Source organism: Streptomyces sp. NBC_01429 (assembly GCF_036231945.1).
In the GTDB taxonomy this organism is placed as follows: Bacteria; Actinomycetota; Actinomycetes; order Streptomycetales; family Streptomycetaceae; genus Streptomyces.
This window is the reverse complement of sequence record NZ_CP109599.1, coordinates 7,253,221-7,278,690: the sequence shown is the minus strand read 5'-3', so window position 1 is coordinate 7,278,690 and position 25,470 is coordinate 7,253,221. Positions and strand designations below refer to the sequence as shown.

Here is a 25,470-nt window from a genome sequence, read left to right as displayed (position 1 = left end):
AGGTGCGGTGGGATCGCTGGTTAGGATGCCCCGGCGCCAGGGCGGCTGGGGCGGCAGCGCGGGAGGAGGCCACTTCGTGGTCGGGAACAGAGACGACGGGGACCGGACGTCCCCTGCCCGCAGACGCGGCCAGGGGCAACTGGAGGCCCAGGTGCTGGCGGTCCTGGGGTCGGCGACCGCTCCCGTGGCCGCGACCTGGGTGCAGGAACGGCTGGACGGGGAGCTGGCGTACACCACCGTCATCACCATCCTCACGCGTCTTCTCGACAAGCAGGCCGTGACCCGCAGCCGGTCGGGCCGCTCCTTCCTGTGGACCCCGGTCGCGGACGAGGCCGGGCTGACCGCGCTGCGGATGCGCCGGCTGCTCGACGAGCGGGACGACCGGGACGCGGTGCTCTCCAGCTTCGTGTCGGCGCTCTCGCCCCACGACGAGCAGGTGCTGCGCTCACTGCTCAAGGAGGCCGGTACCGGCCCGGGTCCGCTCTCCGGTCACGGCCCGGGCGCCGGTTCCGGCCGGCACGCCGGCGCGCGCCCCGGGTGTACGGCCGCGAACGAAGCGGAAGGTTGACCCGTGGGCGTCTTCGTCTTCCTGCCGCTGATCCTCCCGCTCACCGCGCTGCCGATCGCCCGCCTCGCCGAACAGCACCTCCATCCGCGCAGCGCCGCGCTGTTGCTGACCTTCGTCACCGTGGTGCTGGCCACGTGCAGCACGTTCTGTCTCGGCCTGCTCATGGTGGTCGGCACCGCGCAACTGCCGGGCAATCCGCTGCCGGACAGCTGGTCCGACCCGGAGGTGCGGGACGCCGTGCCGTACGACGAGGTGGCGGGCAAGACCGCCATCCTGGCGCTGACCGCCGTCGTCGTGGGGTGCGGGCTCACCGTGCGGCGGCATGTCCGCTTCCGGTCCCGCGCCCATGGCGCGCTGGCCGGGCTGCCGCCCTCCGAACTGGCCGTCCTGGACGACGAACTGCCGTACGCCTACGCGCTGCCCGGCTCCCCGGGCCGCGTCGTGGTCTCGACGGGCATGCTGTCCTGTCTGAACGAGGGGGAACGCGCGGCGCTGCTCGCCCACGAGCGCGCGCATCTGACGGGCCGCCACCACCGGCTGCTGCTCGCGGTCCGGCTGGCGGGGTGCGCGAATCCGTTTCTGCGTCCACTGCGGGCCGCGGTGACGTTCAGCACCGAGCGGTGGGCCGACGAAGCGGCGGCGCAGGCCACCGGCGACCGGCGGACCACGGCGCGCGCGGTGGGCAAGGCCGCCCTGTTCTCGGGTCCGGGCACGCCTCCGGGGCTGGCCGCGTTCGCCTCGGCGGGGCCGGTGCCGCGCCGGGTGGCCGCGCTGCTCGGGCCGGTGCCGCCGCGCAGGAACTGGCCGCCCGCGCTGACCAGGGCCGGGATCGCGGCGTACTTCGCCGCCGCCGGTACGGCCGCGTCCACCGTGTCCGCGCTGAACGCGGCCTCCGCGCTGTTTCTGGTGCTCGAAGCCGCGACGCCGCTGTGACCACCCGGGGGAGGGAACGGTCCCGCCCATCGCCTTCTACAGGGCTGTAGAGCCAGTAGAGTGCACGCGTCGCACACGGCGATGACCGGCATGTCCGACGCGAGGACCGCCGAGAACGGGGCACGGAGGATCAGCGTGGGCAGGCAATCCAGGGGACGGCGGGGCGGCGGTGCCGGTACGGGGCACCGCGCGGAGCGGGCGGGCGGCCGGACCAGGCTGACCCGGCGGGGGCGAATAGCCGTATGGTCGGGCGGCGCCCTGGCGGTGCTGCTCATCGGGGTGGCCGGGGCCGGCACCTGGGTGTACCAGAGCCTGGACGGAAACATCCACTCGGCGGACGTCGACAACAAGATCGGCGGCGGCAGGCCGGTCAACGCGAGTCCGGGGTCCAAGAACATCCTCGTCGTCGGCTCCGACTCGCGCGACGGCGACAACGGCAAGTACGGCAAGGGCCTGACCACCATGCAGTCGGACACTCTGATGGTCATGCACCTGGCCGCCAACCGGAAGTGGGCCACGGTCGTCTCGCTCCCCCGCGACTCGTGGGTGAACATCCCGTCCTGCGACCGGGGCGACGGCAGCACGTCGGATCCGCACCACTTCAAGATCAACGAGGCGTTCGCCATCGGCGGCACCGGCGGCGAGGTGGCCGACGCGGCCGCGTGCACCATCCGGACGGTGGAGCGCAACACCGGGCTGCGCATCGACCACTTCATGTCGGTCGACTTCCAGGGCTTCAAGGGCATGGTCAACGCGCTGGACGGCATCGAGGTCTGCCCGGAGGCGCCGATCCACGACACGAAGGCCCATCTCGATCTGGAGGCCGGCTGCCAGACGGTCAAGGACGAGAAGGCGCTCGGCTATGTCCGTACCCGCTACAGCATCGGGGACGGCTCCGACCTGGGGCGCATCGGCCGCCAGCAGGAGTTCATGGAGGCGCTGGCCGCCAAGGCGCAGCAGAAGCTCACCAGCCCCAACGCGCTGTACGGCTTCCTCGACTCGGCCACCAAGTCGCTGACCACGGACAAGGACCTGGCGGGGATCAAGCCGCTGACCGGGCTGGCCAACGAGATCAAGGACATCCCGGGCGACCGGCTGACGTTCCTCACGGTGCCGAACTACGCGCGCGAGGCCGATGTGCCGACGGACAAGGCGAATATCGTCTGGCAGTATCCGCAGGCCGCCGCGTTGTTCGCCTCGCTCGGGAAGGACCGGGAGGTCGACAAGGAGGAGCTGGAGGCCGACGCCGAGAACCCGGTGTACGCGCACACCGTGCGGGTGCGCGTCCTGAACGGGACCGGGATCTCGGGACAGGCGGCGAAGGTCGCCGAGGAGCTGCGGTCGGCCGGTTTCACGGTGACGGAGATCGGCAACGCTCCCGGGAGCGCGCAGCGGACCACGGTCGGCTATCCGCAGGACCAGGCGGAGCCGGCCCGGGTGCTGGCCACCCGGGTGCCGGACAGCACCGCGCGGCAGGACGGTACGGCAACGCCGGGTGTGGTCACCCTGACCGTGGGCAAGGACTTCGACGGGGTCCGCTGAGCCCCCCGGCCCGGCCGGGGGCCGGTGTGATGGCAGATACCCGCCATCACGTTGCACTGTTTTGCGATTCCTTTACTATTGATGGACGGGGTGCCCGCCCCGTCCCGAACGTCTGATCCGAGAAGGAGCTGCGGTCCCGCAATGGGTGAGCCTCCCAGTACGAGCCGTGCCATTCCCGTCCCGTCGAGTCCAGGGCCGGAGGTGGCACGGTGACCGAAGTGCTTCTGCTGTTGCTCGCCCTCGCGCTCACCCTCGCCTGTGCGGTGTTCGTCGCGGCCGAGTTCTCCCTGACCACCGTCGAGCGCGGCGAGCTGGAACGGGCCGCCGAGGCCGGTGAGCGCGGCGCCGCCGGTGCGCTGGAGGCGGCCAAGCGGCTGACCTTCCAGCTCTCCGGCGCCCAGCTGGGCATCACGGTGACCTCGCTGGTCATCGGCATGCTCGCCGAGCCGTCCCTCGCCGTGCTGCTGCGCGGCCCGCTGGAGGCCGTCGGCCTGCCCGGGGGCGCGGTGTCCACGGTGGCCACCCTGCTCGGGGTCGCGCTGTCGACCGTGGTGCTGATGGTGGTCGGCGAGCTGGTCCCCAAGAACTGGGCGATCTCCAGTCCGCTCGCCGTCGCCAAGGTCGTGGCGGGACCGCAGCGCGGCTTCACCGCCGCCTTCGGCCCGCTGATCCGCCATCTCAACAACACCGCGAACCGTCTCGTGCGGCGGATGGGCCTGGAGCCCGCCGAGGAGCTGGCCTCCGCCCGTACCCCCGAGGAGCTGGTCGCCCTGGCGCGCCACTCCGCGCGGGAGGGTGCCATAGAGCCGGACTCCGCCGAGCTGTTCGTACGGACCCTGCACCTGGCCGAGCTGTCCGCGGAGAACGTGATGACGCCGCGGGTGGACGTCCGGGCGCTGGAGGCGCATGCCACGGCCGCCGACGCGGCGCTGCTGGCGCTGGCCACCGGCCTGTCCCGCTTCCCCGTCTACCGGGACAGCCTGGACGAGGTCATCGGCACCGTCCATATCCGCGACGTGCTGGCCCTGGAGGAGTCCAGGCGCGCGCACACCCCGGTCACCGAGCTGTCCACCGGCCCGCTGCTGGTGCCCGACTCGCTGCCGGTGGACCGGCTGCTGCGCCGGCTGCGGGAGTCGCGGACGATGGCCGTGGTCATCGACGAGTACGGCGGCACCGCCGGGGTCGCCACCGTGGAGGACATCGTCGAGGAGGTCGTCGGCGAGGTGCGCGACGAGCACGACCCGGACGAGATCCCGGGGCTGGCCGCCGGCGACCCGTCCCCCGACGGCCGGGGCGTCTGGGAGGCGGACGGCTCCCTCCGGCTCGACCAGCTGCGCGAGATCGGCTTCGACGCGCCGGAAGGCCCGTACGAGACGCTGGCCGGGCTGCTCGCGACCCGGCTGGAGCGACTGCCCGTGCCGGACGACACCCTGGAGATCGACGGCTGGCGGTTCGCCGTCCTGCGGGTCGACCACCACCGGGCCGACCGGGTCGGTGTCACCGCGCCCGCTCCGGCCGCGCAGCTTCCGGAGGATGCCCGATGACCGCCCTTCAGCTCGCCATCGGCGTGCTCACCCTGTTCACCAACGCGTTCTTCGTCGGCGCCGAGTTCGCCCTGATCTCGGTACGGCGCAGCCAGATCGAGCCACTGGCGCTCAAGGGCAGCCGACGGGCGACGAGCACCCTGTGGGGGCTGCGTCATCTCTCCGCGGCCATGGCCACCGCGCAGCTCGGCATCACCATCTCCTCGCTGGTGCTGGGCGCCGTCGCCGAGCCCGCGATCGCGCATCTGCTGGAGCCGCCGTTCGAGGCCATCGGGATGCCCTCGGCGCTGATCCACCCGATCGCGTTCGTGATCGCGCTGACCCTGGCGACCTATCTGCACATGCTGATCGGCGAGATGGTGCCGAAGAACATCGCGCTGGCCGCGCCCGCCCCCACGGCGCTGGCGCTCGCCCCCGCGCTGGTCGCGCTGACCCGGGCGCTGCGGCCGGTCATCTTCGGGATCAACGCGTTCGCCAACTCGATCCTGCGGCTGCTGAAGGTCGAGCCCAAGGACGAGGTCGCCTCGGTGTTCACCGACGACGAGCTGGTCCGGCTGGTCACGGACTCCAGCGAGGCGGGGCTGCTGGACCCGGCGGACGGCGAGCGGCTGCGGGACGCCCTGGAGCTGGGCACCCGCCCGGCGGGCGAGGTGATGGTCCCGCTCAGCCGGACGATCACCGTCGACCACCTGACCACCCCGCAGCAGTTGGAGCGCGCCGCCGCGTCCTCCGGGTTCTCCCGGCTGCCGGTCACCGGACCCGACGACACGATTCTCGGCTACCTGCACATCAAGGACGCCCTCGGCGTCACGGAGCGGACGCGGCCCTTCCCGCGCGCCGCGCTGCACACGGTGATCAGGGTCGAGATCGACACCCCGCTCGACGACACGATGACGGCCATGCGCGCCGCCGGAACGCACCTCGCCGCCGTCACCGGTGACAAGGGGACGGTCATCGGCTTCGTGACCATGGAGGACGTGCTGGAGGAGCTGGTCGGCCCCGCGGCGGGATCGCCCGCCACAGACTGACAGCCGGCGCGAGCGCGCTGACAGTGGTCATCAGCACCCACCGGCCGGCGGCCGGTGCCCCGCCCCGGGCACCGGTCGCCGACCCGTTCCGTGACCTCCGTATCTTTGTGCGCACACGATCCGCGTGCATCCCTGCACGTCCGCACGCCCGCACGTCCGCACGTCGCTAAGAAAACAGGTTCAGCTCATGTCCAACGGGACGAGTCGATTACGGCCACCCGCTCTCGCCGCTCGCAGCCGGCACGTCGTGGAGTCCGACGGCTTCCAGCTCGTGGTGTTCTGTCTGATCGTCGGCAACGCCGTTCTGCTGGGCGTCGAGACGTACACCGGCGCGGTCCATCAGTGGCGCGATGAACTGAAGACCGCCGAGTATCTGTTCCTCGCCGCGTTCACCGGGGAGATCCTGCTGCGCGCCGCCGCCTGCGCGGACCGCCCGAAGGACTTCTTCCGCGACCCGTGGAACATGTTCGACCTCGTGGTCGTCCTGCTGGCGCTCGCGCCGTTCGCCCGCGACAACGCCACCGCGCTGCGGCTGCTGCGGCTCGCCCGGGTGCTGCGCGCGGCCCGGTTCCTGCCGCAGCTGCGCATCGTGATCGTGGCGGTCGGCAAGAGCCTTCCCGGCACGCTGAGTTTCGTACTGGTGGGCGCGCTGCTGCTGTACGTGTACGCCATGGTCGGCTGGGTCTTCTTCGCCCGCTCCGATCCCGAGCACTACGGCTCCCTGGGGCGCGCCGCGCTCACACTCTTCCTGCTGATCACCCTCGACGGTCTCGGTGACGCGGTGCGCGGGGGTCTTGAGGTGTCCCGGTGGACGATCCTCTACTTCGCCTCGTTCGTGCTGCTGGGGTCGTTCATTCTGGTCAATCTGCTGATCGGAGTGGTCATCAACTCCCTTGAGGAGGCGCGGGAACTCGAAAACGAGCGGGCCGGCGACGTGCCTGCCCCGCCGGCCGGTGCCGCCGAGCACCCGACGGTGCTGCTGGCCCGGATAGCCGCGGCGCGCCACGCGCTGGACGAGATCGAGGCCGGGCTGACGGCGCGCCGTGACGGCGGTGTGCTGGACGACGTGGGTCCGCGTTCCTGACCGCCCGGGGGCCGGGGCCGCCGGGGGCCCGCTCCCGGTCAGGGTTTGCGGGCCACGCCCACGTAGCAGGCCGCCTCCTTGAGGGTCACCGGCTCGGTCGACTCCTCGGGATCGGGACGCCATTCGTGCGACGGGGTGATCCCGGGGCCGAGGAGCCGCCACCCGGTGAAGAAGCGGTCGATCTCCTCGCGGGTGCGCGCCTGGCCGGGAGTGCCGGCGGCTTGGTACGCGGTGGTGAGTCGCGCCATGCCCTCCGGGTCGAACTCGGTGGTGGCATGGGCTATCGCGAGGGTGGAGCCGGACGGCAGCGCGGCCTTGAGGTGCTCGACCACGGCGTACGCGTCGTGTTCGTCCGTGACGAAATGCAGCAGCGCGTTGAGACTGAGGGCGATCGGCCGGGTGAAGTCGAGCGTCTCGCGCAACTCCGGCGCCGCCAGCAGGACTTCGGGCTCGGTGACATCCCCGTGGACGTAGGCGGTACGCCCCTCGGGGGTGCTGCGCAGCAGGGCGCGGGCGTGGGCCAGCACGATCGGATCGTTGTCGGTGTAGACGACGCGTGCGTCGGGGACTTCGCGCTGCGCGACCTCGTGCAGGTTCGGCGAGGTGGGGATGCCGGTCCCGATGTCGAGGAACTGCCGCATGCCCTCCCGGGCGAGGAAGCGCACGGAGCGGTGCATGAAGCGCCGGTTGATACGGGCGGTGGCCAGGATGGAGGGGAAGGCCGACATGGCGCGCGCCGCGGCCTCCCGGTCGGCGGGGAAGTTGGTCGTCCCGCCCAGGTAGTAGTCGTACATCCGGGCCGAGTGCGCCCGGTCCAGCTCCAGGTCCACCGTGCCGCTGTCGCCCACCGCTCGCCCCGTCCTCGTCACCGGATGGCCTCCGGGTAACTGCCCAGCTTCGTATACGGACAACCGTACGACGTACACCAACCCTCTTTACAGAAGGGCCTGCTGAGGAGTGAGGTGGAGGGACATCCGGAACACACCCACCCCACCCTTGAGTAGTCGTATGATCACTATCGGCGAAAAATACCGGGCGTGCCCTGCACATCGACGGCGCATATCCGGTTGGCTGACAGGTGGGAGGAGACACACCTCCCGCACCGACGCCCTCTGCCGTGGAGCGGCGTGGTGCCCAGTGAACGGGGCCTCAGTGCACGTTGATCCGACCATCCTGGCCGCACGCGCCACCGCCGGGTGCGGCTCGTGAGGGCGCGCGCCACCCGGGCCGTCCAGGGTGTGGGCGCCTTCGGCGCGGCCCTCTCCCCCGGTGAACCGCCCGAGCGGCGGCTGGCGTTGACCTTCGACGCCTTCGACGCGCACCACCACCGGCTGTGGCTGCGCTACGCCCACACCCAGGTCGGCAGCCGGGCCGCGGCGGAGAGCGTGGTGGACGCGACCTGTGCCCGGCTGCTGGAACACTGGCCCCATGTCCTGATCCAGGAATCGGTGGCCCAGTACGCGTGGGCCGTCCTCAAGGAGGAGGTGGCCCGCTGGCTGGACGCGCGCGGCCTTCAGCCGGTGCTGGTCGACACCGCCGCCTTCCAGGCCGCGATCCGCAAGCTCCTGCTGTACGAGTCCCGCGATCGGTTCGCCGTGCTCCAGGGCGAGATCGGACTCTACGCGGCCATCTCCCGGCTCCCCGAGCGGCAGTACGACGTGATCGTGCTGCGCTACGTCCTGCGGATCCCGGACGAGGTCGTCGCCGAGTACCTGGGGGTGGAACTGGCCACCGTCCGCTCCCATGTACGGCACGCGAGGCGACGGCTGGCCAAGGATCTCGGCTTGACCGGAACCGGGACTGATACGGATACGGAAGACGAGACGGAAACGGGAGAGTAGCCACCGTGCGCCGCACGAACGACCCCACCCCCAGCGCTCCGAGGACGCCCGCCGCCGCGGTCGACCTGCTGCTGGAGGACGCGGAAGTCCTCGACCACACGTACGACGACTACGACGAATACGACGCCGAGGCCACCCGCAGACGTCTGACCGCGCGCCGTACCGACGGCACGGCCGCCGCGCGCCCGCCGGGACCGGCGACGCCTCCCACCCGCTTTCCCTCGGCCCACGAGCAGGCCGCGCACGATCTGAGCCTCGCCGTCTCCCTCGTCCTCAACGCGCCCGAGGCGGCCGGCGCGCTGACCCGGCTGGTGGCGCACGACCGTATCGATCCGGAGGGCGCCGTCGTCTTCGCCGCGCTCCTGCATCTGACCGGCCACCGGGACGCGGCGCAGTTCTGGTGGCAGTTCGCCGCCGGGGGCGGCAACCGGACGGCCGCCTTCTGTCTCTTCCTCGCGCACCAGCAGAGAGCCGAGTTCAGGGACGCCGCCCACTGGCGCGACCAGTCCCGCCGGCTGCCGGGAGCCGGCCGTGCCGCGACGCCGGCCGTGCTCTCCGCGCTGCTGCCGGAGGCGGTCGGGCACGATCTGCTGAGCCAGTGCCACAACGGCCGCCGCCCCACCCTGCCGGCCTCGCTGGAGGCGGTGATCAACCGGCTGCGGGTGGACAGCGACGACGAGGACTTCGGCGAGGTTCCGCAGCCGGGCGCCGGGCTGCCGCGGGAGCTGTCCGCCCGGCCTGCCGACTGACCGACGGTACGCGCGCGTACGTCCCGGCTCCATCCCTCCCGCACCGCTCGGCCCCTTCCCTCTTACGCCGGTCCCGGATGGTGCGGGGGACCGATGTGGGGGTTGATGGAGCCAGGCGCGCGCCCTCGCGGCGCGCGGTGACCTGATGGGCGCGGGGGCCCGCCCGACCCGCGTGGAGTTCCGCCGAGGGGGCGTGTTCCCGATGCACCGCCAGATGGACCACGGCCGCGGCCACCGGCGCCCGGGATATCCGGTGGCCGCCGGGATCTTCGCCGTGGGCATGGCCGGTACGACCCTGCCCACCCCGCTGTACGGGCTCTACCGCGCCCAGCTCGGCTTCTCCGAGCTGATGGTGACGATCGTGTTCGCCGTCTACGCCCTCGGGGTGATCGCCACGCTGCTGCTGGCGGGCAACGTCTCGGACGAGGTGGGCCGCCGGCCGGTGCTGCTGTGCGCGCTGGGGCTGTCGGCGGCCAGCGCGCTGTGCTTCCTGTTCGAGGGCGGGCTCGTGGCGCTCTTCGCGGGCCGGCTGCTGTCGGGCTTCGCCGCCGGGCTGCTCAGCGGGGCGGCGACCGTCACCGTGATGGAGCTGGCGCCGCCGGGCCGCGAGGCGCGCGCGGGGCTGGCGGCCACGGCGGCGAACATGGGCGGTCTGGGGTGCGGCCCGCTGCTGGCCGGGCTGCTCGCCCAGTACGCGCCCTGGCCGCTGCGGCTGCCGTTTCTGGCGCATCTGGCGCTGGTGGCGGTGGCCGGCGTACTGACCTGGTACCTGCCGGAGACGGTCGCGCGGAAGAAGCGGGCCGAGCAGGACCAGGGGCAGAGGACGCGGGGGCGGTGGGGGCCGCTGCGGCCGCAGGGGCTGGTGGTGCCGCCGCAGGTCCGTGGGGTGTTCGCGTCGTCGGCCCTCGCCGCCTTCGCCGGGTTCGCGCTGCTGGGGCTGTTCACGGCGGTGGCGCCGTCCTTCATGGCCCAGACGCTCCAGGTGCGCAATCTCGCGGTCTCGGGCGCGGTCGTCTTCTCCGTCTTCCTGGCCTCCACCGTCGGCCAGTCGCTGCTGGGACGGGTGGGGGTACGGGCGGCGCTGCCGGGCGGCTGTCTCGTGCTGGTCGTCGGGCTGGCGCTGGTGGGCGCGTCCCTGGCCGTACGGTCGCTGCCGCTGCTCGTGGCGGGCGCGCTCTGCGGCGGGCTCGGCCAGGGGCTCGCCTTCCGGGCCGCCATGACCGCGGTCAGCGGCGCCGCGCCGCCCGAGCACCGGGGCGGCACGGTCTCCGCGTTCTTCGTCGTCGCCTATCTGGGCATCTCGCTGCCGGTCGTCGGCGTCGGAGCGCTGACCCTCTGGCTGGGCCTGCGGGGCGCGGGGATGACCTTCACCGTCGTCGTGCTGGCACTGGCGGCGGGCGTCGGGCTGTATCTGCTGCGCCGGCCCCCGGCCGGGGGCTGACGGCGGCGCTCAGCGTTCGGCTTCTGTCGACCGGAAAGCCGCCCGAAGGCCGCCCGACAGCCTCAGGGGCGCCCTGCGGGCGGGATCTCCTCGCCGGGCGGCACCGGGCCCGGGGGTGTCCCGTCCCCGAACGGCCGGCCGCCCAGCTCCGCGCGGTGGTGCGCGGTCAGCCAGCCCGACAGGTCGGGGCCCAGGGGCACGATGCCGGTCGGGTTGATACCGGTGTGGACCTGGTAGTAGTGGCGCTTGATGTGGTCGAAATCCACCGTGTCGCCGAACCCGGGCGTCTGGTAGAGATCCCTGGCGTAGGCCCAGAGCACCGGGTTCTCCGTCAGCTTGTACCGGTTGCACTTGAAGTGTCCGTGGTAGACGGCGTCGAAGCGCACCAGCGTGGTGAACAGCCTGATGTCCGCCTCGGTGAGGGTGTCCCCCACCAGGTACCGGCGGTTCGCCAGCCGCTCGGAGAGCAGGCCGAACCGGCGGAACACGGCTCGGTAGGCGTCCTCGTACTCGCTCTGCCCCGTCGCGAAGCCGGCCCGGTACACGCCGTTGTTGACATCGCGGAAGACGCCCTCCATGACCTCGTCGATCTCCTCGCGCAGCGGCTCGGGATAGAGGTCGGGGGCGCCCGGCCGGTGCAGCGGCGTCCACTCGGTGGCCAGGTCGAGGGTGATGCGCTGGAAGTCGTTGGTGACCAGCTGCCCGCTGGGTACGTCCACGATCGCGGGCACGCTGACCCCGCCGGGGTAGCCGGTCCGGCGCGCGTCGTACGCCTCGGCGAGGAAGCGGATGCCGAGGACGGGGTCGCGGCCGTCCGGGTCGAGGGTGAAGCGCCAGCTGCGGTCGTCCTGGATCGGGTCGGCGACGGCGACCGGGAGGGCGCTCTCCAGCCCGAGGAGGCGCCGCGAGACGAGGGCGCGGCTCGCCCACGGGCAGGCGCGGCTGACCACCAGCCGGTAGCGGCCGGCCTCGACGGGCCAGCCGTCGCGGCCGTCGGCCGTGATCCGGTCCGCGAAGTGGCTCGTGGAACGCTTGAAGGGATTCTTCCCGTACTGCCGGTTGCCTTCGGTGGACGCGCTCATCGCCGGTCTCCTTCGCGGGTGGGGACGGGGGACACTTCGGACCTGTCGTACGGATCCGGCACCGCACCCTACTGCCCGTGCCCGGCCCCGGCGGGGCGCACACGCGCACGGGCCCGCGCGTGGTGAACGCGCGGGCCCGTGCCCGGTGAGCGGTCAGCCGGCCGGGACCGGCGGACCGCCTCGGTCAGCTGACGTTGATCGCGGTCCAGGTGGCGGCGACCGCCTTGTACTCGGTGCTGGTCGTGCCGTACAGGGCGCCCGCCGCGCTCAGCGTCGCGGTGCGCGCGCCGGCGTACTTGGTGGTGGACGTCATGTACGTCGTCAGGGCCTTGTACCAGATCTGGATGGCCTTGTCCCGGCCGATACCGGCGAGCGTGGAGCCGTCGTACGTGGGGCTGTTGTAGCTCACGCCGTTGACGGTCTTCGCGCCGCTGCCCTCGGACAGCAGGTAGAAGAAGTGGTTGGCGGGGCCGGAGGAGTAGTGGACGTCCACGTTGCCGAGGGTGGACGACCAGTAGTCCTTGGACGCGCCGTCCTTGCTCGGCTTGTCCATGTAGCGCAGCGGGGTGCCGTTGCCGTTGATGTTGATCTGCTCGCCGACCAGGTAGTTGCCCGGCGCGCTCGGGTTGTTGGCGTAGAACTCGACCGCCGCGGCGAAGATGTCGGAGGTGGCCTCGTTGAGGCCGCCGGACTCACCGCTGTAGTTGAGGTTGGCCGTGGCGGCGGTGACGCCGTGGGTCATCTCGTGGGCGGCCACGTCGAGCGAGGTGAGCGGGTTGCTGTTGCCCGAGCCGTCGCCGTACGTCATGCAGAAGCAGCTGTCGCTCCAGAACGCGTTGACGTAGCTGTTGCCGTAGTGGGCGCGGGAGTAGGACGCGACACCGTTGTTCTTGATGCCGTTGCGGCCCACCACGTTCTTGTAGAAGTCCCAGGTGGTGGCGGCGCCGTAGTGGACGTCGACACCGGCGGTCAGCCGGCCGCCCGCCCAGGTGTCGGTCGAGTTGGTGAAGAGCGTGCCGGTGCCGGAGGTGCCCTGGTTGAGGTCGTATGTCTTGTGACCGCCGCGGCCGCTGTCGGTGAGGTTGTACGTGGTGCCGCTCTTGGTGGTGCCGATGGTCACCGAGCCGTTGTACTTGCCGGTTCCGGTGCCGGTCTCGATGGCCTCGTCCTTGAACAGCTCCTTGCCGGTGGCCGCGTCGGTGACGACGTGCAGCTCGCTCGGCGTGCCGTCGGGCTGGAAGCCCTCGACGACGGTCTCCCAGGCGAGTACCGGGGTGCCGTCGGCCGCCCAGATCACCTTGCGGGGCGCGCCCTCGGCTGCGGCCTCGGCGGTCTTCTCCGCCTTGGCGGTCCTGAGCGCGGTCGACTTGGCGGCCGAGGAGGCGACCTCGGCGGTGGTGGAGGCCACGGCTATCCGGGCCGAGACCGCCTTGGTGACGCTGGTCTTCCCGGCGGCGGGCTCATGGACGACGAGGTCGCCGCCGAGTACGGGCAGACCGGCGTAGGTCCGCTCGTAACGGGTGTGGACCGTACCGTCGGCGTCCTTGATCACATCCCGTACGACCAGCTTCTCCTGGGCGCCGAGGCCCAGGGACTTCGCCTGGCTCGCGGTGTCCGCCTGCGCGTCCTTGATGGCCTCGACACGCTGGCTGGGCGTGAACGCCACGGCCGCGGCACCGCTCTCGCGGGCGGTGTCGGGCTGGGCGCTCGCGGTGCCCGACTGCACGCCGACGACGACCATGGCCGCGGAGGCGACGAGCGCGGCGACGCGCAGGGGGGTCTTGCGGGAGGTGGTGGTGCGGGGGGAGGAAGCTACGAGTCTCACTCAGTCTCCAAGAGTGTCGGGCCGCCGATGAGCGGACCCTCTGTGGGGAAAGCGGGGGCCGTAGGGGTGCGGCCACCGCCCAATGGTGCTGAGCTGTGCATGTCATGAAGCAGCCCGCCGTGCGCTCTACGCGCGGTGAGCCGTCCAGAGAGTGACATCCATTCGACCCGCTCGGACAGGTCGGAAACCAGGATTTGACCTTGTGTTGTCAAATCCGTGTCCCAAAATCGCATCAAACGGTCGTAACGACAGGGGTGTTCGGGCAGCGAACATGAGGACGGAGAGTCCCGGCGGGCGACAGCCGGGACCCTCCGCGTCGGGGGCGTGGGAGATGGCCCGCGCTATTCGAAGAGATCCCCGTACGAGCCGAGCGCCAGCGCGATGTCCGCCTGCGCCCAGAACCGGTGATAGGTGAAGGTCGGCGCGGCGCCGCCCTTCAGATAGGCCTCGACCTTGGACCAGGCCGGGTCGCTCTTGTAGAAGGAGCGGATCGAGGCGAAGGTGGAGGCGGAGCCGATCGCGTCGCCGTTCGGCATGGTCCCGGTCCAGCCGCTCGGTACGTACACCGGCTCGTTGAAGCGGCTGTAGTCGGCGCGGGTCTCGGGGACCGCGATGCCCAGGGCGTCCTGGTGGTGGTCCCACATGCCGTCGAGCAGGGCCTTGGCCGTGGTCCTGGCGGCCGTGTTCCCCGACTTCGCCGCGTAGTAGGAGAGGGTCTTGGCGTACGCGGCGGCCACGCCGACGTCGTTCGTGTAGTCCGCGACGGTGACGTGCAGTCCGGTGTTGGCGCCGGGCGTCGTGGCGTTCCAGGTGTCCGGCTTGCCGGACCACTGGAGGGTCGACGGGATCTGATACGTACCGTCCGGGTTGATGGTGGTCTTGGACAGCGCCCAGCTCACCCACTTGTCCAGCACGGCCTTGGCCGCGCTGTCACCGGTCTGCTGGTAGTACTCCGCGACGCGCTCCATGGACCACGCCTGGAAGCCGAACCACTGGTTGGACGGCGGGTCGTGGTAGACGGGGGCCTCGTCGTAGTACATGCCGTAGAAGGTCGGGGTACCGGCCGGCGGCTGGGCGTAGCGGCCCTGCCAGCTGTTGGTCGCGCCGCCCGCGATGCCGCCCTCGGCGGACTGGAGCCAGCGGTAGAACTCGACCTGCCGCTTGAGGCTGGTGGTCCAGTCCTGCTGGCCGGTGGCCGACTTGGGCTTGAGGTCGGCGTACGAGCTGAGCGCCCAGGCCGCCATCGGGTTCTGGTAGCCGCTGTGGCTGAAGCTGGATCCGATGCGCCAGGCCCAGCCGGCCGAGGTGTCGGTGGCGCCGCCCCAGGCGTAGTACCACGAGAGCAGATAGTGCGAGCTGTTCTTGCCGCTGCCCGCCGGGCAGGCGGTCTCCCCCACGCAGTCGCCGACCTTCTTGAAGTACTTGTCATACATGGCGTAGCGGAGGTAGTCGCCCATCTTGGCGGCCTTCGCGACATTGGCCGCGACCTGGCTGCCCTTGCCCTGCTCCTTCGCCCACTCCGAGGCCCAGTACGCGGCCTGGACGACCCGGGCGTCGGCGTCGGGGGCGTTGGTGAACTTCCACTGCTTGGTGTAGGAGGCGTCACCGGTGAACAGGTCCAGATAGCCGTTCTTGCCGCCGTACTTGAAGGAGTCACAGGTCGGCTGGGTCACGGTCTCCCAGACCGACTCCTGCGGTCCGCGCTGGAAGGTGTTGATGTAGGAGGGACCCTTGTCCGCCGGGCCCGCCTCGCACTTGCCGGGCGAGTTGCCGAAGCCGTAGACGTTGTCGACGTCCTGGATCCAGTGCATGCCGTAGATGTCGTCGGTGCCGTAGGCGCTCTTCAGCTCGGCCGCGATCGGGTCGTTGCCGACCGGGACGTTGCTGTTCAGCTGGGAGGGGTACTGCGAGGGCAGATCCCACTCGGGCGCGTAGGTGGCCGGTTTCGACGCGGTGTAGAAGCTGTTGGTCGGCTGGTCGGCGTGGGTGGGGATCATGTACTTCTCCATGATGTCCCAGGCGCCGTTGAACTTGGTCCAGTCGCCGGTGACCTTGCCGTACATGGCCTGGAGCCAGATCAGATAGCTGTACGCCTCGGAGGTCGTCTCGTGGCCCTGGTCGGGCGCCTCGACGATGAGGGTCTCCACCGAGTGGTACGGGATGCCGTCGGGCGAGAAGTAACCGGCGGCCGGGTCGGTGATCTTGCCGTACAGCTCCAGGAACCGGGCGTCGGAGGTGCTCGCGGCGGCCAGCTGGGTGACGGTGACGTCCGCCTTGGCCTGTCCCGGCGCGGTCGCGGTGAAGGTGGCGGCGCCGGTGCCGGTGGCCGCGGCGGTGATGGTCACCTGCTGGGCGGTGTTCCAGTTGGCGGTGGTGAAGGTGAGGCTGCCGCCGCCGGTGACGGTGAGGCCGGTGTTGCCCGCGGTGCGGGCGACGGCCACGTTCACACTGGCCGTCGGCTGGGCGGAGAGCTTCACCCCGAAGGTGCCCGTCTTCCCCTGCTGGACGCCCAGTTGGGCCGGGGTCGCGACCAGCGAGGGGCCCGCGACGACCCGTACCCCGACCGGGGTCGACTCGGACGAGGCGGCCTGGCCGTCGTACGCCTTGGCGTACAGGGAGTGATCACCGGCGGGAACGTTCGTGTAGTCGAAGGTGTACGGCGAGGTGGTGTCGGTGCCGAGCAGCGTCGTGTCGCTGTAGAACTCGACCTTGGTGATCCCCGCGCCGTCGGCGGCCGCCGCCGTGGCGGCCATCGGGATGGTGCCGCCCGCGGTGAACACGGCGCCGGGGGCCGGACTGCTCAGGACGGTGATGGGCGGCTGATGGGCGCCGGCGCAGGTGACACCGTTGACGGCGAAGACGGTGGGCGCGGCGTTGGCGCCGCTGTAGGTGAAGTTGGCGCCGGTGGTCGCCGCCGCCCCTGGCGCGATCGACCCGTTGTGCGAGGCGTTCTTGACCGTGACGGTCTTGCCGGACTGCGTCCAGGTGCCGTTCCAGCCGCTCGTGAGGGTCTGGTTGCCGGCGTAGCCGTAGGTCAGCGTCCAGCCGTCGAGGGCGTCCGTACCGCGATTGGTGATCGTGAGGTCGGCGGTGAAGCCGGAGCCCCAGTCATTGGTCTTGTAGTCGACGCCGCACTGGACCGCCGCGGCCCGCGCGGGCGTGGAGCCGATCGCGGTCATGGCGAGCGGGAGGGACAGGGCGGCCGCCAGGGCGGTGAGCAGCCGCCGGGTGCCGCGTCGGCGGCGGGGTCCGCCGAGCGATGGTGGTGCGCCTGGTGGGGAGCCTCGTAAACCGAGCATGGAGGGGTCCTCCTCGCGGTCCGGTGCGGGTGGGGGGCGGGGATACGAACCAGTGGGAGCGCTCCCAAGCGTTGAGCGGGTACGTGCACCTGTCAAGACTTTGAACAAGACGCACGTCCAGCCGACTCCGGAGGTAAAAGAATTCAACTGGACTGTTGACTCAGGCCACTTCGGCGCTACCGTCGAACACAACCAGTGGGAGCGCTTCCATCAGTCATACGTCGCGTCAGGCGGCGTATCGGCCCTGAGGAGTCGCTCCATGCGAGCACCACCGCGCCTCTGTGCGCTGCTGGCCGCCGCGGCCCTGGCCGTGGCGGGCACAGCCTTGGTTCCGCAGTCGGCCGCGTCGGGAACCGCGGCCACCTGCACGGTCGAGTACAGCGCCACGAGTCAGTGGGACGGCGGCTTCCAGGGCGGCGTCACACTGACCAACAACGGATCGCCGGTCGCGAGCTGGAGCCTCACCTTCGACTTCCCCGGAAGTCAGCGGGTGACCCAGGGCTGGAACGGCAAGTGGTCACAGTCCGGCCGGACGGTGACCGTCGTCAACGAGAGCTGGAACGGCGCAATTCCGACCGGTGGCTCGCTCAGCGCCGGGTTCACCGCCTCGTGGTCGGGGTCGAACCCCGCTCCGGCCGCCTTCAAGCTCAACGGCACGACGTGCGACGGGCAGCCGGGCTCCGGTGACCCGACCGACCCACCCACCGACCCGGCCGGCGCTCCACCGAAGCTCCACGTCTCGGGCAACAAGCTGGTCGACGCGAACGGCGCCACCCGCCGCATGCTCGGAGTCAACCGCTCCGGCGGTGAGTTCATGTGCATCCAGGGCTACGGCTTCTTCGACGGACCGGTCGACGACGCGTCCGTGAAAGCCATCGCGGACTGGAAGGTGAACACCGTACGGGTACCCCTCAACGAGGAGTGCTGGCTCGGGCTCTCCCATGTCAAACCGGAGTACGCCGGGGCCAACTACATCAACGCGGTGAAGGATTACGTGGCCGGACTGGAGGCGCACGGCATCACCCCCGTGGTCGAACTGCACTGGACCAACGGGAAGTACACGGGCGGCGACAGCCACTGCCCCGACACCGAGTACGCGACCTGCCAGAAGCCGATGCCGAACGCGAAGTACACCCCGGCGTTCTGGAGTTCGGTCGCCGAGACGTTCAAGAGCGATCCGGCGGTGGTGTTCGACCTGTTCAACGAACCCTTCCCGGACCGGGCCACCTCCAGCCTGGACGCGGCCTGGACCTGCTGGCGCGACGGCGGCAGCTGCCCCGGGATCGACTTCCAGGTGGCCGGAATGCAGTCCCTGGTGAACGCGGTACGGGCCACCGGCGCCCAGAACCTGGTGCTGGTACCCGGTCTGGCGTACGCGAACGACATGCGCCAGTGGCTCCAGTACCGGCCGAGCGATCCGGCGGGCAACCTCGCCGCCGCCTGGCACACGTACAACTTCAACACCTGTTCCAGCGAGAGCTGCTGGAACGAACAACTCGCCCCGGTACTGGCACAGGTGCCGCTGGTGGCGGGCGAGATCGGCGAGAACACCTGTGCGCACGGCTATATCGACCGGGTCATGGCCTGGCTCGACGGCCGCGGCGCCTCGTACCTCGGGTGGACCTGGAACACGTGGGACTGTTCCTCGGGCCCCGCCCTGATCAGCGACTACAACGGCACGCCGACCACCTTCGGCGTGGGACTCCGTGACCATCTGAAGGGACTCTCATGAGCCGCACCACCTCTCCACCGCGCCGGACCAGGACGGCGGTCCTGGCCGCGTTCGCCCTGGTCGCCGGGGTCGCCGGCACGACGACCGCGCTGAGCGGGCCCGCCAGCGCGGCGGCGGCGGGCTGCACCGTCGACTACAAGATCCAGAGTTCCTGGTCCGGCGGCTTCTCCGCCAATGTCGCCGTCACCAACACCGGTGACACGGTGAGCAGTTGGAAGCTGGAGTGGGGATTCGCCGGCAACCAGCAGGTGACCCAGGGCTGGAACTCCACCATCACCCAGAGCGGCACGGCGGTCTCCGCCACCAACGTCGCCTGGAACGGCACCCTGGCCACCGGCGGGTCGGCGAGCTTCGGCTTCAACGGCAACGCCACCGGGACCAACGCGATACCGACCACGTTCAAGCTCAACGGGGTGACCTGCAACGTCTCGGGCGGCGGCGGCGGTGGCGACGGCGGCGGCGGAACCGACGGGCCGAGCGCCAAGGTCGACAACCCGTACGCCGGTGCCAAGGTGTACGTCAACCCGGACTGGTCCGCGAAGGCGGCGGCCGAGCCGGGCGGCAGCAAGGTCTCCAACCAGCCGACCGGTGTGTGGCTGGACCGGATCGCCGCCATCCAGGGCACGAGCAGCGCCCGCGGGCTGCGCGCCCACCTCGACACGGCCCTGACCCAGGCGGCCGGCAGCCCGCTGGTCGTCCAGCTCGTCATCTACAACCTGCCCGGCCGTGACTGCTCGGCGCTCGCCTCCAACGGGGAGCTGGGCCCGACGGAGATCGGCCGCTACCAGACCGAGTACATCGACCCGATCGCGGCCATCCTCGCCGACACCAAGTACGCGAGCCTGCGCATCGTGACGACGGTCGAGATCGACTCGCTGCCCAACCTGGTCACCAACGTCTCGCCGCGGGCCACCGCCACCCCTGAGTGCGACGTGATGAAGGCCAACGGCAACTACGTCAAGGGCGTCGGCTACGCGCTGCGGAAGCTCGGCGCCGTCCCCAACGTCTACAACTACGTGGACGCGGGACACCACGGCTGGCTCGGCTGGGACGACAACCTCATTCCGTCCGCGCAGATCTTCAAGCAGGCCGCGACCACCGAGGGCGGCACGGTCGACAACGTGGCCGGCTTCATCGTCAACACCGCCAACTACGGTGCGACGAAGGAGAACAACTTCACCATCAACGACAGCGTGGCCGGCAAGTCGGTCCGTGAGTCGACGTGGGTGGACTGGAACCGGTACGTCGACGAGCAGTCCTTCGCCCAGGCGTTCCGGCAGGAACTCGTCGGCGTCGGCTTCAAGTCGGACATCGGCATGCTGATCGACACCTCCCGCAACGGCTGGGGCGGCACGGCACGGCCCACCGGACCGGGCGCCCAGACCAGTGTGGACACCTATGTGGACGGTGGACGCTACGACCGCCGCATCCACCTGGGCAACTGGTGCAACCAGTCCGGAGCCGGGCTCGGCCAGCGGCCGACCGCTGCGCCCGCCACCGGGATCGACGCGTACGTCTGGATGAAGCCCCCGGGCGAGTCCGACGGTGCGAGCAAGGCCATCCCGAACGACCAGGGCAAGGGCTTCGACCGGATGTGCGACCCGACGTACACCGGCAACCCGCGCAACAACAACCACCTGTCCGGGGCGCTGGCCAACGCACCCCTCTCGGGTGACTGGTTCTCCGCGCAGTTCCAGGAGCTGCTGAAGAACGCCTACCCGGCGCTGTAGAAGCACGCGTTCCGCCGCTCCACCGTCCCACCGGCACCAGGACCGGCGGGCCCCGTCCAGGGGTCCGCCGGTCCGTCGCGCCCGGGTTACCTGTGCGTAGTCCACGGGCGGGAGGTGACATCGGCGACTGTCTGACGTTTCCGGGGGATGACACGGTTGGCCCTGTCATCAGCCGAAGGAGCGCCTGTGAACAAGGGCTACGCCGTATTCTGCGACGCGGACCGGCACTTCTACGACGCACCGCACCGGACGGCGTCCACCGACGCCACCGGGCAGGGCGCGCTGTACGAAGCCGCCGAACGGCCGGCGCCCGTCGGCTGGCAGCGCCACCGCGCCGGGGACTGGCTGGCCTGGCGTCCGCTCGACCGCCCACTGCCCGCCCAGGGCTGGAAGATCCATGTATCGGCGCGTCTCGACAACGCCGAATCGGTTCTCGCCCGGGTCATGGAGTACTGCGTACCGCGCCGCGTGGCCTTCAAGTTCGTACCGAGCCGCTATCTGCTGCACAACCGCAACGCCAAGTACGCGGACCGCGCGGCCAGCGGCAAGTTCATCACCGTCTATCCGGCGGACGACGAGCAGTGCGGTGTGACGGCCGCCGAACTGGACGCGCTGCTGACCGGCGAGGACGGCCCGTACATCCTGAGCGATCTGCGCTGGGGCGCGGGACCGGTCCATCTGCGCTACGGCAGCTTCACCGAGCGGAACTGTTACGACGCCGAGGGGCTGCTGCGCCCCGCCGTGGAGAACGCCGAGGGCAGACTCGTTCCGGATCTGCGCGGTCCGGTCTTCCGCATACCCGAGTGGGTCACGCCGCCCGCCTTCCTGCGTCCGCACCTCGTGGCCAGGGACGCGATGAGCGTGGCCGGGCTGCCGTACCGCGTGGAGCGGGCGCTGCACTTCTCCAACGGCGGCGGTGTGTACGTCGGCCGGCATCTGGAGACCGGCGAGCAGGTGGTGCTCAAGGAGGCGAGACCGCACGCGGGACTCGCGGCGGACGGCGCCGACGCGGTGACGCGTCTGGGGCGCGAACAGGCCGCGCTGGAAAGGCTGTCGGGGCTGGGATGCACCCCGGAGGTCCGGGACAGTCTCGAAGTCGGCGGCCACCACTTCCTGGTCCTCGAATTCATCGAGGGCAAGCCGCTCAACTCCTTCTTCGCCCGCCGCCATCCGCTGATCGACGCGGAGCCGGACGCCGAGCGGCTCGCCGAGTACACCGCGTGGGCGCTGCGGATCCACCGCCTGGTGGAGGAGGCCGTGGCCGCCGTGCACGGGCGCGGAGTGGTCTTCAACGACCTGCACCTGTTCAACATCATGGTCTCCGAGGACGAGTCGTCGGTGGTCCTGCTGGACTTCGAGGCGGCGGCGCGCGTCGAGGACAACGGGCGCCAGACGGTGGCCAATCCGGGGTTCGTGGCGCCGCCCGACCGACGCGGATTCGATGTCGACCGCTACGCGCTCGCCTGTCTGCGCCTCGCTCTGTTCATCCCGCTGACCAGCCTGTTCGCCATCGACCGCGGGAAGGCGGCGCATCTGGCCGAGGTGGTGGCGGAGCAGTTCCCGGTGGATCGCGCGTTCCTCGACGCGGCGGTGGCGGAGATCCTGCGCGAGCCCGGCGCGGCGGCGGCGCGCGGGCCCGGCGGCACCGAGGAAGCGGCGGAGGGGCGACCCCGCCCCGGCGCGTATCTGCCGGTGGCGCCCGGCGACTGGCCGCGCAGCCGCGACTCCCTGGTGAAGGCCATCCTGTCCTCGGCCTCACCGGACAGGGAGGATCGTTTCTTCCCCGGTGACATCGCCCAGTTCGGAACGCCCGGCGGCGGCCTGTCGTTCGGATACGGGGCCGCCGGGGTGCTGTACGCGCTGGACCTGAGCGCGGCCGTGCGCAGCGCCCCGGCCGAGGAGTGGCTGCTGCTGAGGGCCAAGGAGCCCGCGTCGGGCACCCCGCTGGGTTTCTACGACGGGCTGGCGGGGGTCGCCTGGAGCCTGGACCGGCTCGGTCACCGTCAAGCGGCCCTGCAATTGGCCGATCTGATGCTCGGTCAGTCATGGCAGGACATGCCGCCCGATCTGCACAGCGGCGCCGCCGGGCTCGGTCTCGCGCTCGACGCGCTCGCCGCGGCCTCCGGCGAGAGCGCGCTGCGCGACGCGTCCCTGCGCTGCGCGGAGCTCGCCGCCGCGTCGCTGGCGGGCGGCGCCGATCGGTCCGGCGGCCCAGGACGGCCCGGTGGGGGTCTGCCCCGCGCCGGTCTGCTGCACGGCGCGAGCGGCGTCGCGCTGCTGTTCATCCGGCTGTACGAGCGGACGGGCGACGGCGCCCTGCTGGACCTGGCGGCCGACGCGCTGCGCCGTGATCTGGCCCGCTGCAAACAGGGCATCGGCGGCGCGCTCCAGGTCGACGAGGGATGGCGCACCATGCCGTACCTGGGCGCGGGCAGTGTGGGCATCGGGATGGTGCTGGACGACTATCTCGCCCACCGCGCCGACGACGCGTTCGAGCGGGCGCGCGGCGAGATCGTACGGGCCGCGCAGGCCACGTTCTACGCGCAGCCGGGGCTCTTCCGCGGCGCCGCCGGAATGGTGCTGTACCTCAGCCGCACCACGGCGGCCGGGCCCGGCACCGGCGCGGCCGACGTGCGGCGTCAGGTCGACGCCCTCAGTTGGCACGCCATGACGTACCGGGGCCAACTGGCCTTTCCCGGCGAGCAGATGATGCGGCTGTCCATGGATCTGTCGACCGGCACCGCCGGCGCGCTCCTGGCACTGGCCGCCGCCTCCTCGCCCGACCGGCAGGCATGCCTGCCGTTCCTCCCGCCGCTCCGGCGGGCCCATGAGCCGGCTCATCCCACGAGCCGTGGCAAGACAACGTCCCCATGAATGAGAGGAACAATCATGAACCTTCTCGACCTGCAGTCGCTGGAGACCCCGAAGGAAGAGGCCATCGGCGACGTCGAGACCGGAAGCCGCGCGAGCCTGCTCCTCTGCGGCAACAGCAGCCTGAGCATCACCACCTGTAACTGACGTACGGCGGGGCCCCGGGCGCGTGAGCGCGCCCGGGGCCTCCCCCGCGTCACGGATCGGCGGGTCCGGCGCACGATCCGCCCCACCCCACACCCTCACTCCCCCTCACTCCGAGCCCAGAACCCCGACCCCTGCCCCCGCCCCTCGAACACCCCGTTCCGGTCCCGCTCCGGAGGAGGACTTCTCCCCGATGGTGTTCTCACCTCGTGGCGCCCGCGAGCAACGCGCCGCGGCGAGCCCCGGCACCGGCCTGCTGCTCGGCGCCGCCCGGCACAGCGCGGGCCGTACGACGGCGGTGTTCGTCTGCTCCGCCGCCTCGGCGGGCGCGTCCCTCGCGCTGCCCGCGGTCCTCGGCCGGACGCTCGATCTCTCGCTCGGCCGGGACGGCGCGGCCGGATCCTGGCTGGCCGTATGCGTCGCGCTGATCACCGCCGAGGTGCTCCTCGACGCGCTGGAGGCCCTGCTGAGCGGGGTGACGAGCGCCAGATCGACCGCCTGGCTGCGGATACGCGCGCTGACCGGGCTGCTGGCCGCCCCGCCGGAGCGCGCCGCGCGGCTGACGCCCGGCGACCTGGCGACCCGGCTGTCCGCGAACGCCACGGAGGCCGGTACGGCGCCGGTGAGCGCGGCGGCGCTGGCGGCCTCGCTGCTGGCTCCGGCCGGGGCGATCGTCGCGCTGTTCCTCATCGACGTGTGGACGGCCGTCGCGTTCCTGGCCGGGCTGCCCCTGCTGGCGCTGGTGGTGCGCGCCTTCGCCCGGGGCACCTCCGACAGCGTCGCGCGCTACCAGCTGGTCCAGGCCGACATCGCCTCCCGGCTGGTCGAGGTGGTGGACGGCGCGCGTACGGTGGCCGCCGCCGGTACGGCGGAACGCGAACGCGACCGCGTCCTGGCGCCCCTGCCCGAACTCGCCGTCCAGGGGCGGCGGATGTGGAGGGTGCACGGCCGGGCCGTCGCGCGCGGCGGTGTCCTCATGCCGCTGCTGACGACCGGCGTGCTGGCAGTCGGCGGGGTGGCGCTCACGGCGGGCCGGATCAGCGTCGGCGACCTGCTGGCCGCCTCCCGCTACGCGACGCTGGCCGCCGGGATCGGCGCGGGGGCCGGGCTGATCGGCGCGCTCGTACGCAGCCGCTCCGCCGCCCGCAGAACGGCCGGGCTGGCCGAGCTGCCGGTCATGACGTACGGCGCCGAAACCCTCCCGGCCGACGGTCCTGGCACGCTCGAACTGCGGGGCGTACGGGTCGTACGGGACGGCCGGCCGCTGCTCACCGAGGTGGACGTGACGATCCCCGGCGGCGTCTCGGCGGCCGTGGTGGGCCGTTCGGGCGCCGGCAAGTCGACGTTCGCGGCGGTCGCCGGACGGCTGACCGATCCGGACGGGGGCCGGGTGCTGCTCGACGGCGTACCGCTGGAGTCCGTGGCGTACGGGCCGTTGCGCCGCGAGGTCGGTTACGCGTTCGAGCGGCCGGTGCTGTTCGGTGACTCGATCGGCGAGGCGCTGGCCGCCGGGGCCGAGCGGGCCTCCCCCGGCCGTATACGGTCGGCGGCCCGCGCGGCGAGCGCGGACGCGTTCGTCACTCTGCTGCCGCGCGGATACGACACCCCGCCGGGCGAGGCGCCGCTGTCCGGCGGGGAACTGCAACGGCTGGGGCTGGCGCGCGCCTTCGCGCACGCCGGACGGCTGCTGATCCTCGACGACGCGACGTCCAGCCTGGACACCGTCACCGAGCGCCAGGTGGAGCGGGCGCTCGCCCGGGACGTACGGGCCGGCACCCGGCTGATCATCGCCCACCGGCTCTCCTCGGCGGTCCGGGCCGATCTGGTGGTCTGGCTGGAGGAGGGACGGGTACGGGCGGTGGGGCCGCACGCGGAACTGTGGCGGATCCCCGCGTACCGCGCGGTGTTCGCGGTGCCGGAGGCGGAGACGGGTACGGGGACGGATACGGATACCGGGACGGACGCGGCGTCGGACGCGGCGTGCCCCGGCCCCTTGGCGCACGGGGAGCGCGGCCGGTGACGGCCCCGGCCCGGACGGGCGTGGAGAAGGGGCCGCG

18 protein-coding genes are annotated in these 25,470 nt (G+C 71.6%); 14 read left to right on the top strand and 4 right to left on the bottom strand.

The genetic code is table 11. From position 1 onward, the window contains the following. The first annotated feature begins 76 nt into the window (after positions 1-76). The 6 genes from OG627_RS32035 (at position 77) to OG627_RS32010 (ending at position 6,699) form a co-directional block, all read left to right on the top strand. Positions 77-568, top strand: coding sequence for a BlaI/MecI/CopY family transcriptional regulator (locus OG627_RS32035; protein WP_329071118.1), 492 nt, complete (start codon positions 77-79; stop codon positions 566-568). A gap of 3 nt (positions 569-571) precedes the next feature. Continuing rightward, on the top strand, positions 572-1,501 hold the full coding sequence (locus OG627_RS32030; protein ID WP_329071117.1) for a M56 family metallopeptidase: 930 nt from the start codon (positions 572-574) through the stop codon (positions 1,499-1,501). A gap of 90 nt (positions 1,502-1,591) precedes the next feature. After that, complete coding sequence (locus OG627_RS32025; protein WP_329073125.1) at positions 1,592-3,043, top strand: LCP family protein; 1,452 nt, start codon at positions 1,592-1,594, stop codon at positions 3,041-3,043. Positions 3,044-3,252: 209 nt separating this feature from the next. Then, positions 3,253-4,587: a hemolysin family protein gene (locus OG627_RS32020; protein WP_329071115.1), complete on the top strand. Its 1,335-nt coding sequence runs from the start codon at positions 3,253-3,255 to the stop codon at positions 4,585-4,587. Continuing rightward, on the top strand, positions 4,584-5,615 hold the full coding sequence (locus tag OG627_RS32015) for a hemolysin family protein (RefSeq protein WP_329071113.1): 1,032 nt from the start codon (positions 4,584-4,586) through the stop codon (positions 5,613-5,615). The genes OG627_RS32020 and OG627_RS32015 overlap by 4 nt, the downstream gene beginning before the upstream one ends. Before the next feature lie 187 nt (positions 5,616-5,802). Further along, positions 5,803-6,699: an ion transporter gene (locus OG627_RS32010; RefSeq protein WP_329071111.1), complete on the top strand. Its 897-nt coding sequence runs from the start codon at positions 5,803-5,805 to the stop codon at positions 6,697-6,699. A 38-nt stretch (positions 6,700-6,737) separates the two neighbouring features. Here OG627_RS32010 and OG627_RS32005 read toward each other — a convergent pair whose 3' ends face one another. Beyond that, a complete protein-coding gene (locus OG627_RS32005) occupies positions 6,738-7,493 on the bottom strand; it encodes an SAM-dependent methyltransferase (RefSeq protein WP_443073662.1) in 756 nt (251 codons plus the stop codon). Between the two features lie 411 nt (positions 7,494-7,904). Here OG627_RS32005 and OG627_RS32000 point away from each other — a divergent pair, with 411 nt between their 5' ends. From OG627_RS32000 to OG627_RS31990, 3 genes are all read left to right on the top strand, one after another. Next, positions 7,905-8,540: an RNA polymerase sigma factor gene (locus OG627_RS32000; protein ID WP_329071108.1), complete on the top strand. Its 636-nt coding sequence runs from the start codon at positions 7,905-7,907 to the stop codon at positions 8,538-8,540. Between the two features lie 5 nt (positions 8,541-8,545). Further along, a complete protein-coding gene (locus OG627_RS31995) occupies positions 8,546-9,289 on the top strand; it encodes a hypothetical protein (protein ID WP_329071105.1) in 744 nt (247 codons plus the stop codon). Between the two features lie 202 nt (positions 9,290-9,491). After that, complete coding sequence (locus OG627_RS31990; RefSeq protein ID WP_329071103.1) at positions 9,492-10,730, top strand: MFS transporter; 1,239 nt, start codon at positions 9,492-9,494, stop codon at positions 10,728-10,730. A 62-nt stretch (positions 10,731-10,792) separates the two neighbouring features. On the opposite strand, the gene OG627_RS31985 is transcribed toward OG627_RS31990, so the two are convergent. The 3 genes from OG627_RS31985 to OG627_RS31975 all read right to left on the bottom strand — a co-directional run bounded on the left by OG627_RS31985 (position 10,793) and on the right by OG627_RS31975 (position 16,936). Next, positions 10,793-11,812: a glutathione S-transferase family protein gene (locus OG627_RS31985; protein ID WP_329071101.1), complete on the bottom strand. Its 1,020-nt coding sequence runs from the start codon at positions 11,810-11,812 to the stop codon at positions 10,793-10,795. Between the two features lie 184 nt (positions 11,813-11,996). Next, the gene (locus OG627_RS31980) at positions 11,997-13,553 is read right to left on the bottom strand and encodes a M4 family metallopeptidase (protein WP_329073123.1); all 1,557 of its coding nucleotides are present in this window, start codon (positions 13,551-13,553) and stop codon (positions 11,997-11,999) included. Positions 13,554-13,978: 425 nt separating this feature from the next. Further along, a complete protein-coding gene (locus OG627_RS31975) occupies positions 13,979-16,936 on the bottom strand; it encodes a glycoside hydrolase family 48 protein (protein ID WP_329071099.1) in 2,958 nt (985 codons plus the stop codon). A 259-nt stretch (positions 16,937-17,195) separates the two neighbouring features. On the opposite strand from OG627_RS31975, the gene OG627_RS31970 reads away from it, so the two are divergent. The 5 genes from OG627_RS31970 (at position 17,196) to OG627_RS31950 (ending at position 25,433) form a co-directional block, all read left to right on the top strand. Continuing rightward, complete coding sequence (locus tag OG627_RS31970; protein ID WP_329071097.1) at positions 17,196-18,668, top strand: cellulose binding domain-containing protein; 1,473 nt, start codon at positions 17,196-17,198, stop codon at positions 18,666-18,668. Next, positions 18,665-20,398 carry a glycoside hydrolase family 6 protein gene (locus tag OG627_RS31965; RefSeq protein ID WP_329071096.1) on the top strand — a complete coding sequence of 578 codons (1,734 nt, stop codon included), beginning with the start codon at positions 18,665-18,667 and terminating at the stop codon, positions 20,396-20,398. Before OG627_RS31970 ends, OG627_RS31965 begins: the two co-directional genes overlap by 4 nt. A 186-nt stretch (positions 20,399-20,584) precedes the next feature. After that, positions 20,585-23,272: a class III lanthionine synthetase LanKC gene (gene lanKC, locus OG627_RS31960; RefSeq protein ID WP_329071095.1), complete on the top strand. Its 2,688-nt coding sequence runs from the start codon at positions 20,585-20,587 to the stop codon at positions 23,270-23,272. A 15-nt stretch (positions 23,273-23,287) separates the two neighbouring features. Beyond that, the gene (ramS, locus tag OG627_RS31955) at positions 23,288-23,416 is read left to right on the top strand and encodes a mycelium formation morphogenetic lantipeptide SapB (RefSeq protein WP_114622539.1); all 129 of its coding nucleotides are present in this window, start codon (positions 23,288-23,290) and stop codon (positions 23,414-23,416) included. A gap of 190 nt (positions 23,417-23,606) precedes the next feature. Continuing rightward, positions 23,607-25,433 carry an ABC transporter ATP-binding protein gene (locus tag OG627_RS31950; RefSeq protein ID WP_329071094.1) on the top strand — a complete coding sequence of 609 codons (1,827 nt, stop codon included), beginning with the start codon at positions 23,607-23,609 and terminating at the stop codon, positions 25,431-25,433. Positions 25,434-25,470 lie beyond the last annotated feature (37 nt).

Excerpts from the sequence above, each read along its gene's own strand:
- OG627_RS32025 (WP_329073125.1), top strand. The coding sequence starts at position 1,592 with ATGTCCGACGCGAGGACCGCCGAGAACGGGGCACGGAGGATCAGCGTG.
- OG627_RS32015 (WP_329071113.1), top strand. The coding sequence starts at position 4,584 with ATGACCGCCCTTCAGCTCGCCATCGGCGTGCTCACCCTGTTCACCAAC.
- OG627_RS32010 (WP_329071111.1), top strand. The coding sequence starts at position 5,803 with ATGTCCAACGGGACGAGTCGATTACGGCCACCCGCTCTCGCCGCTCGC.
- OG627_RS32005 (WP_443073662.1), bottom strand. The coding sequence starts at position 7,493 with ATGTACGACTACTACCTGGGCGGGACGACCAACTTCCCCGCCGACCGG.
- OG627_RS31990 (WP_329071103.1), top strand. The coding sequence starts at position 9,492 with ATGCACCGCCAGATGGACCACGGCCGCGGCCACCGGCGCCCGGGATAT.
- OG627_RS31985 (WP_329071101.1), bottom strand. The coding sequence starts at position 11,812 with ATGAGCGCGTCCACCGAAGGCAACCGGCAGTACGGGAAGAATCCCTTC.
- OG627_RS31980 (WP_329073123.1), bottom strand. The coding sequence starts at position 13,553 with ATGGTCGTCGTCGGCGTGCAGTCGGGCACCGCGAGCGCCCAGCCCGAC.
- OG627_RS31975 (WP_329071099.1), bottom strand. The coding sequence starts at position 16,936 with ATGCTCGGTTTACGAGGCTCCCCACCAGGCGCACCACCATCGCTCGGC.
- OG627_RS31970 (WP_329071097.1), top strand. The coding sequence starts at position 17,196 with ATGCGAGCACCACCGCGCCTCTGTGCGCTGCTGGCCGCCGCGGCCCTG.
- OG627_RS31965 (WP_329071096.1), top strand. The coding sequence starts at position 18,665 with ATGAGCCGCACCACCTCTCCACCGCGCCGGACCAGGACGGCGGTCCTG.
- ramS (WP_114622539.1), top strand. The coding sequence starts at position 23,288 with ATGAACCTTCTCGACCTGCAGTCGCTGGAGACCCCGAAGGAAGAGGCC.
- OG627_RS31950 (WP_329071094.1), top strand. The coding sequence starts at position 23,607 with ATGGTGTTCTCACCTCGTGGCGCCCGCGAGCAACGCGCCGCGGCGAGC.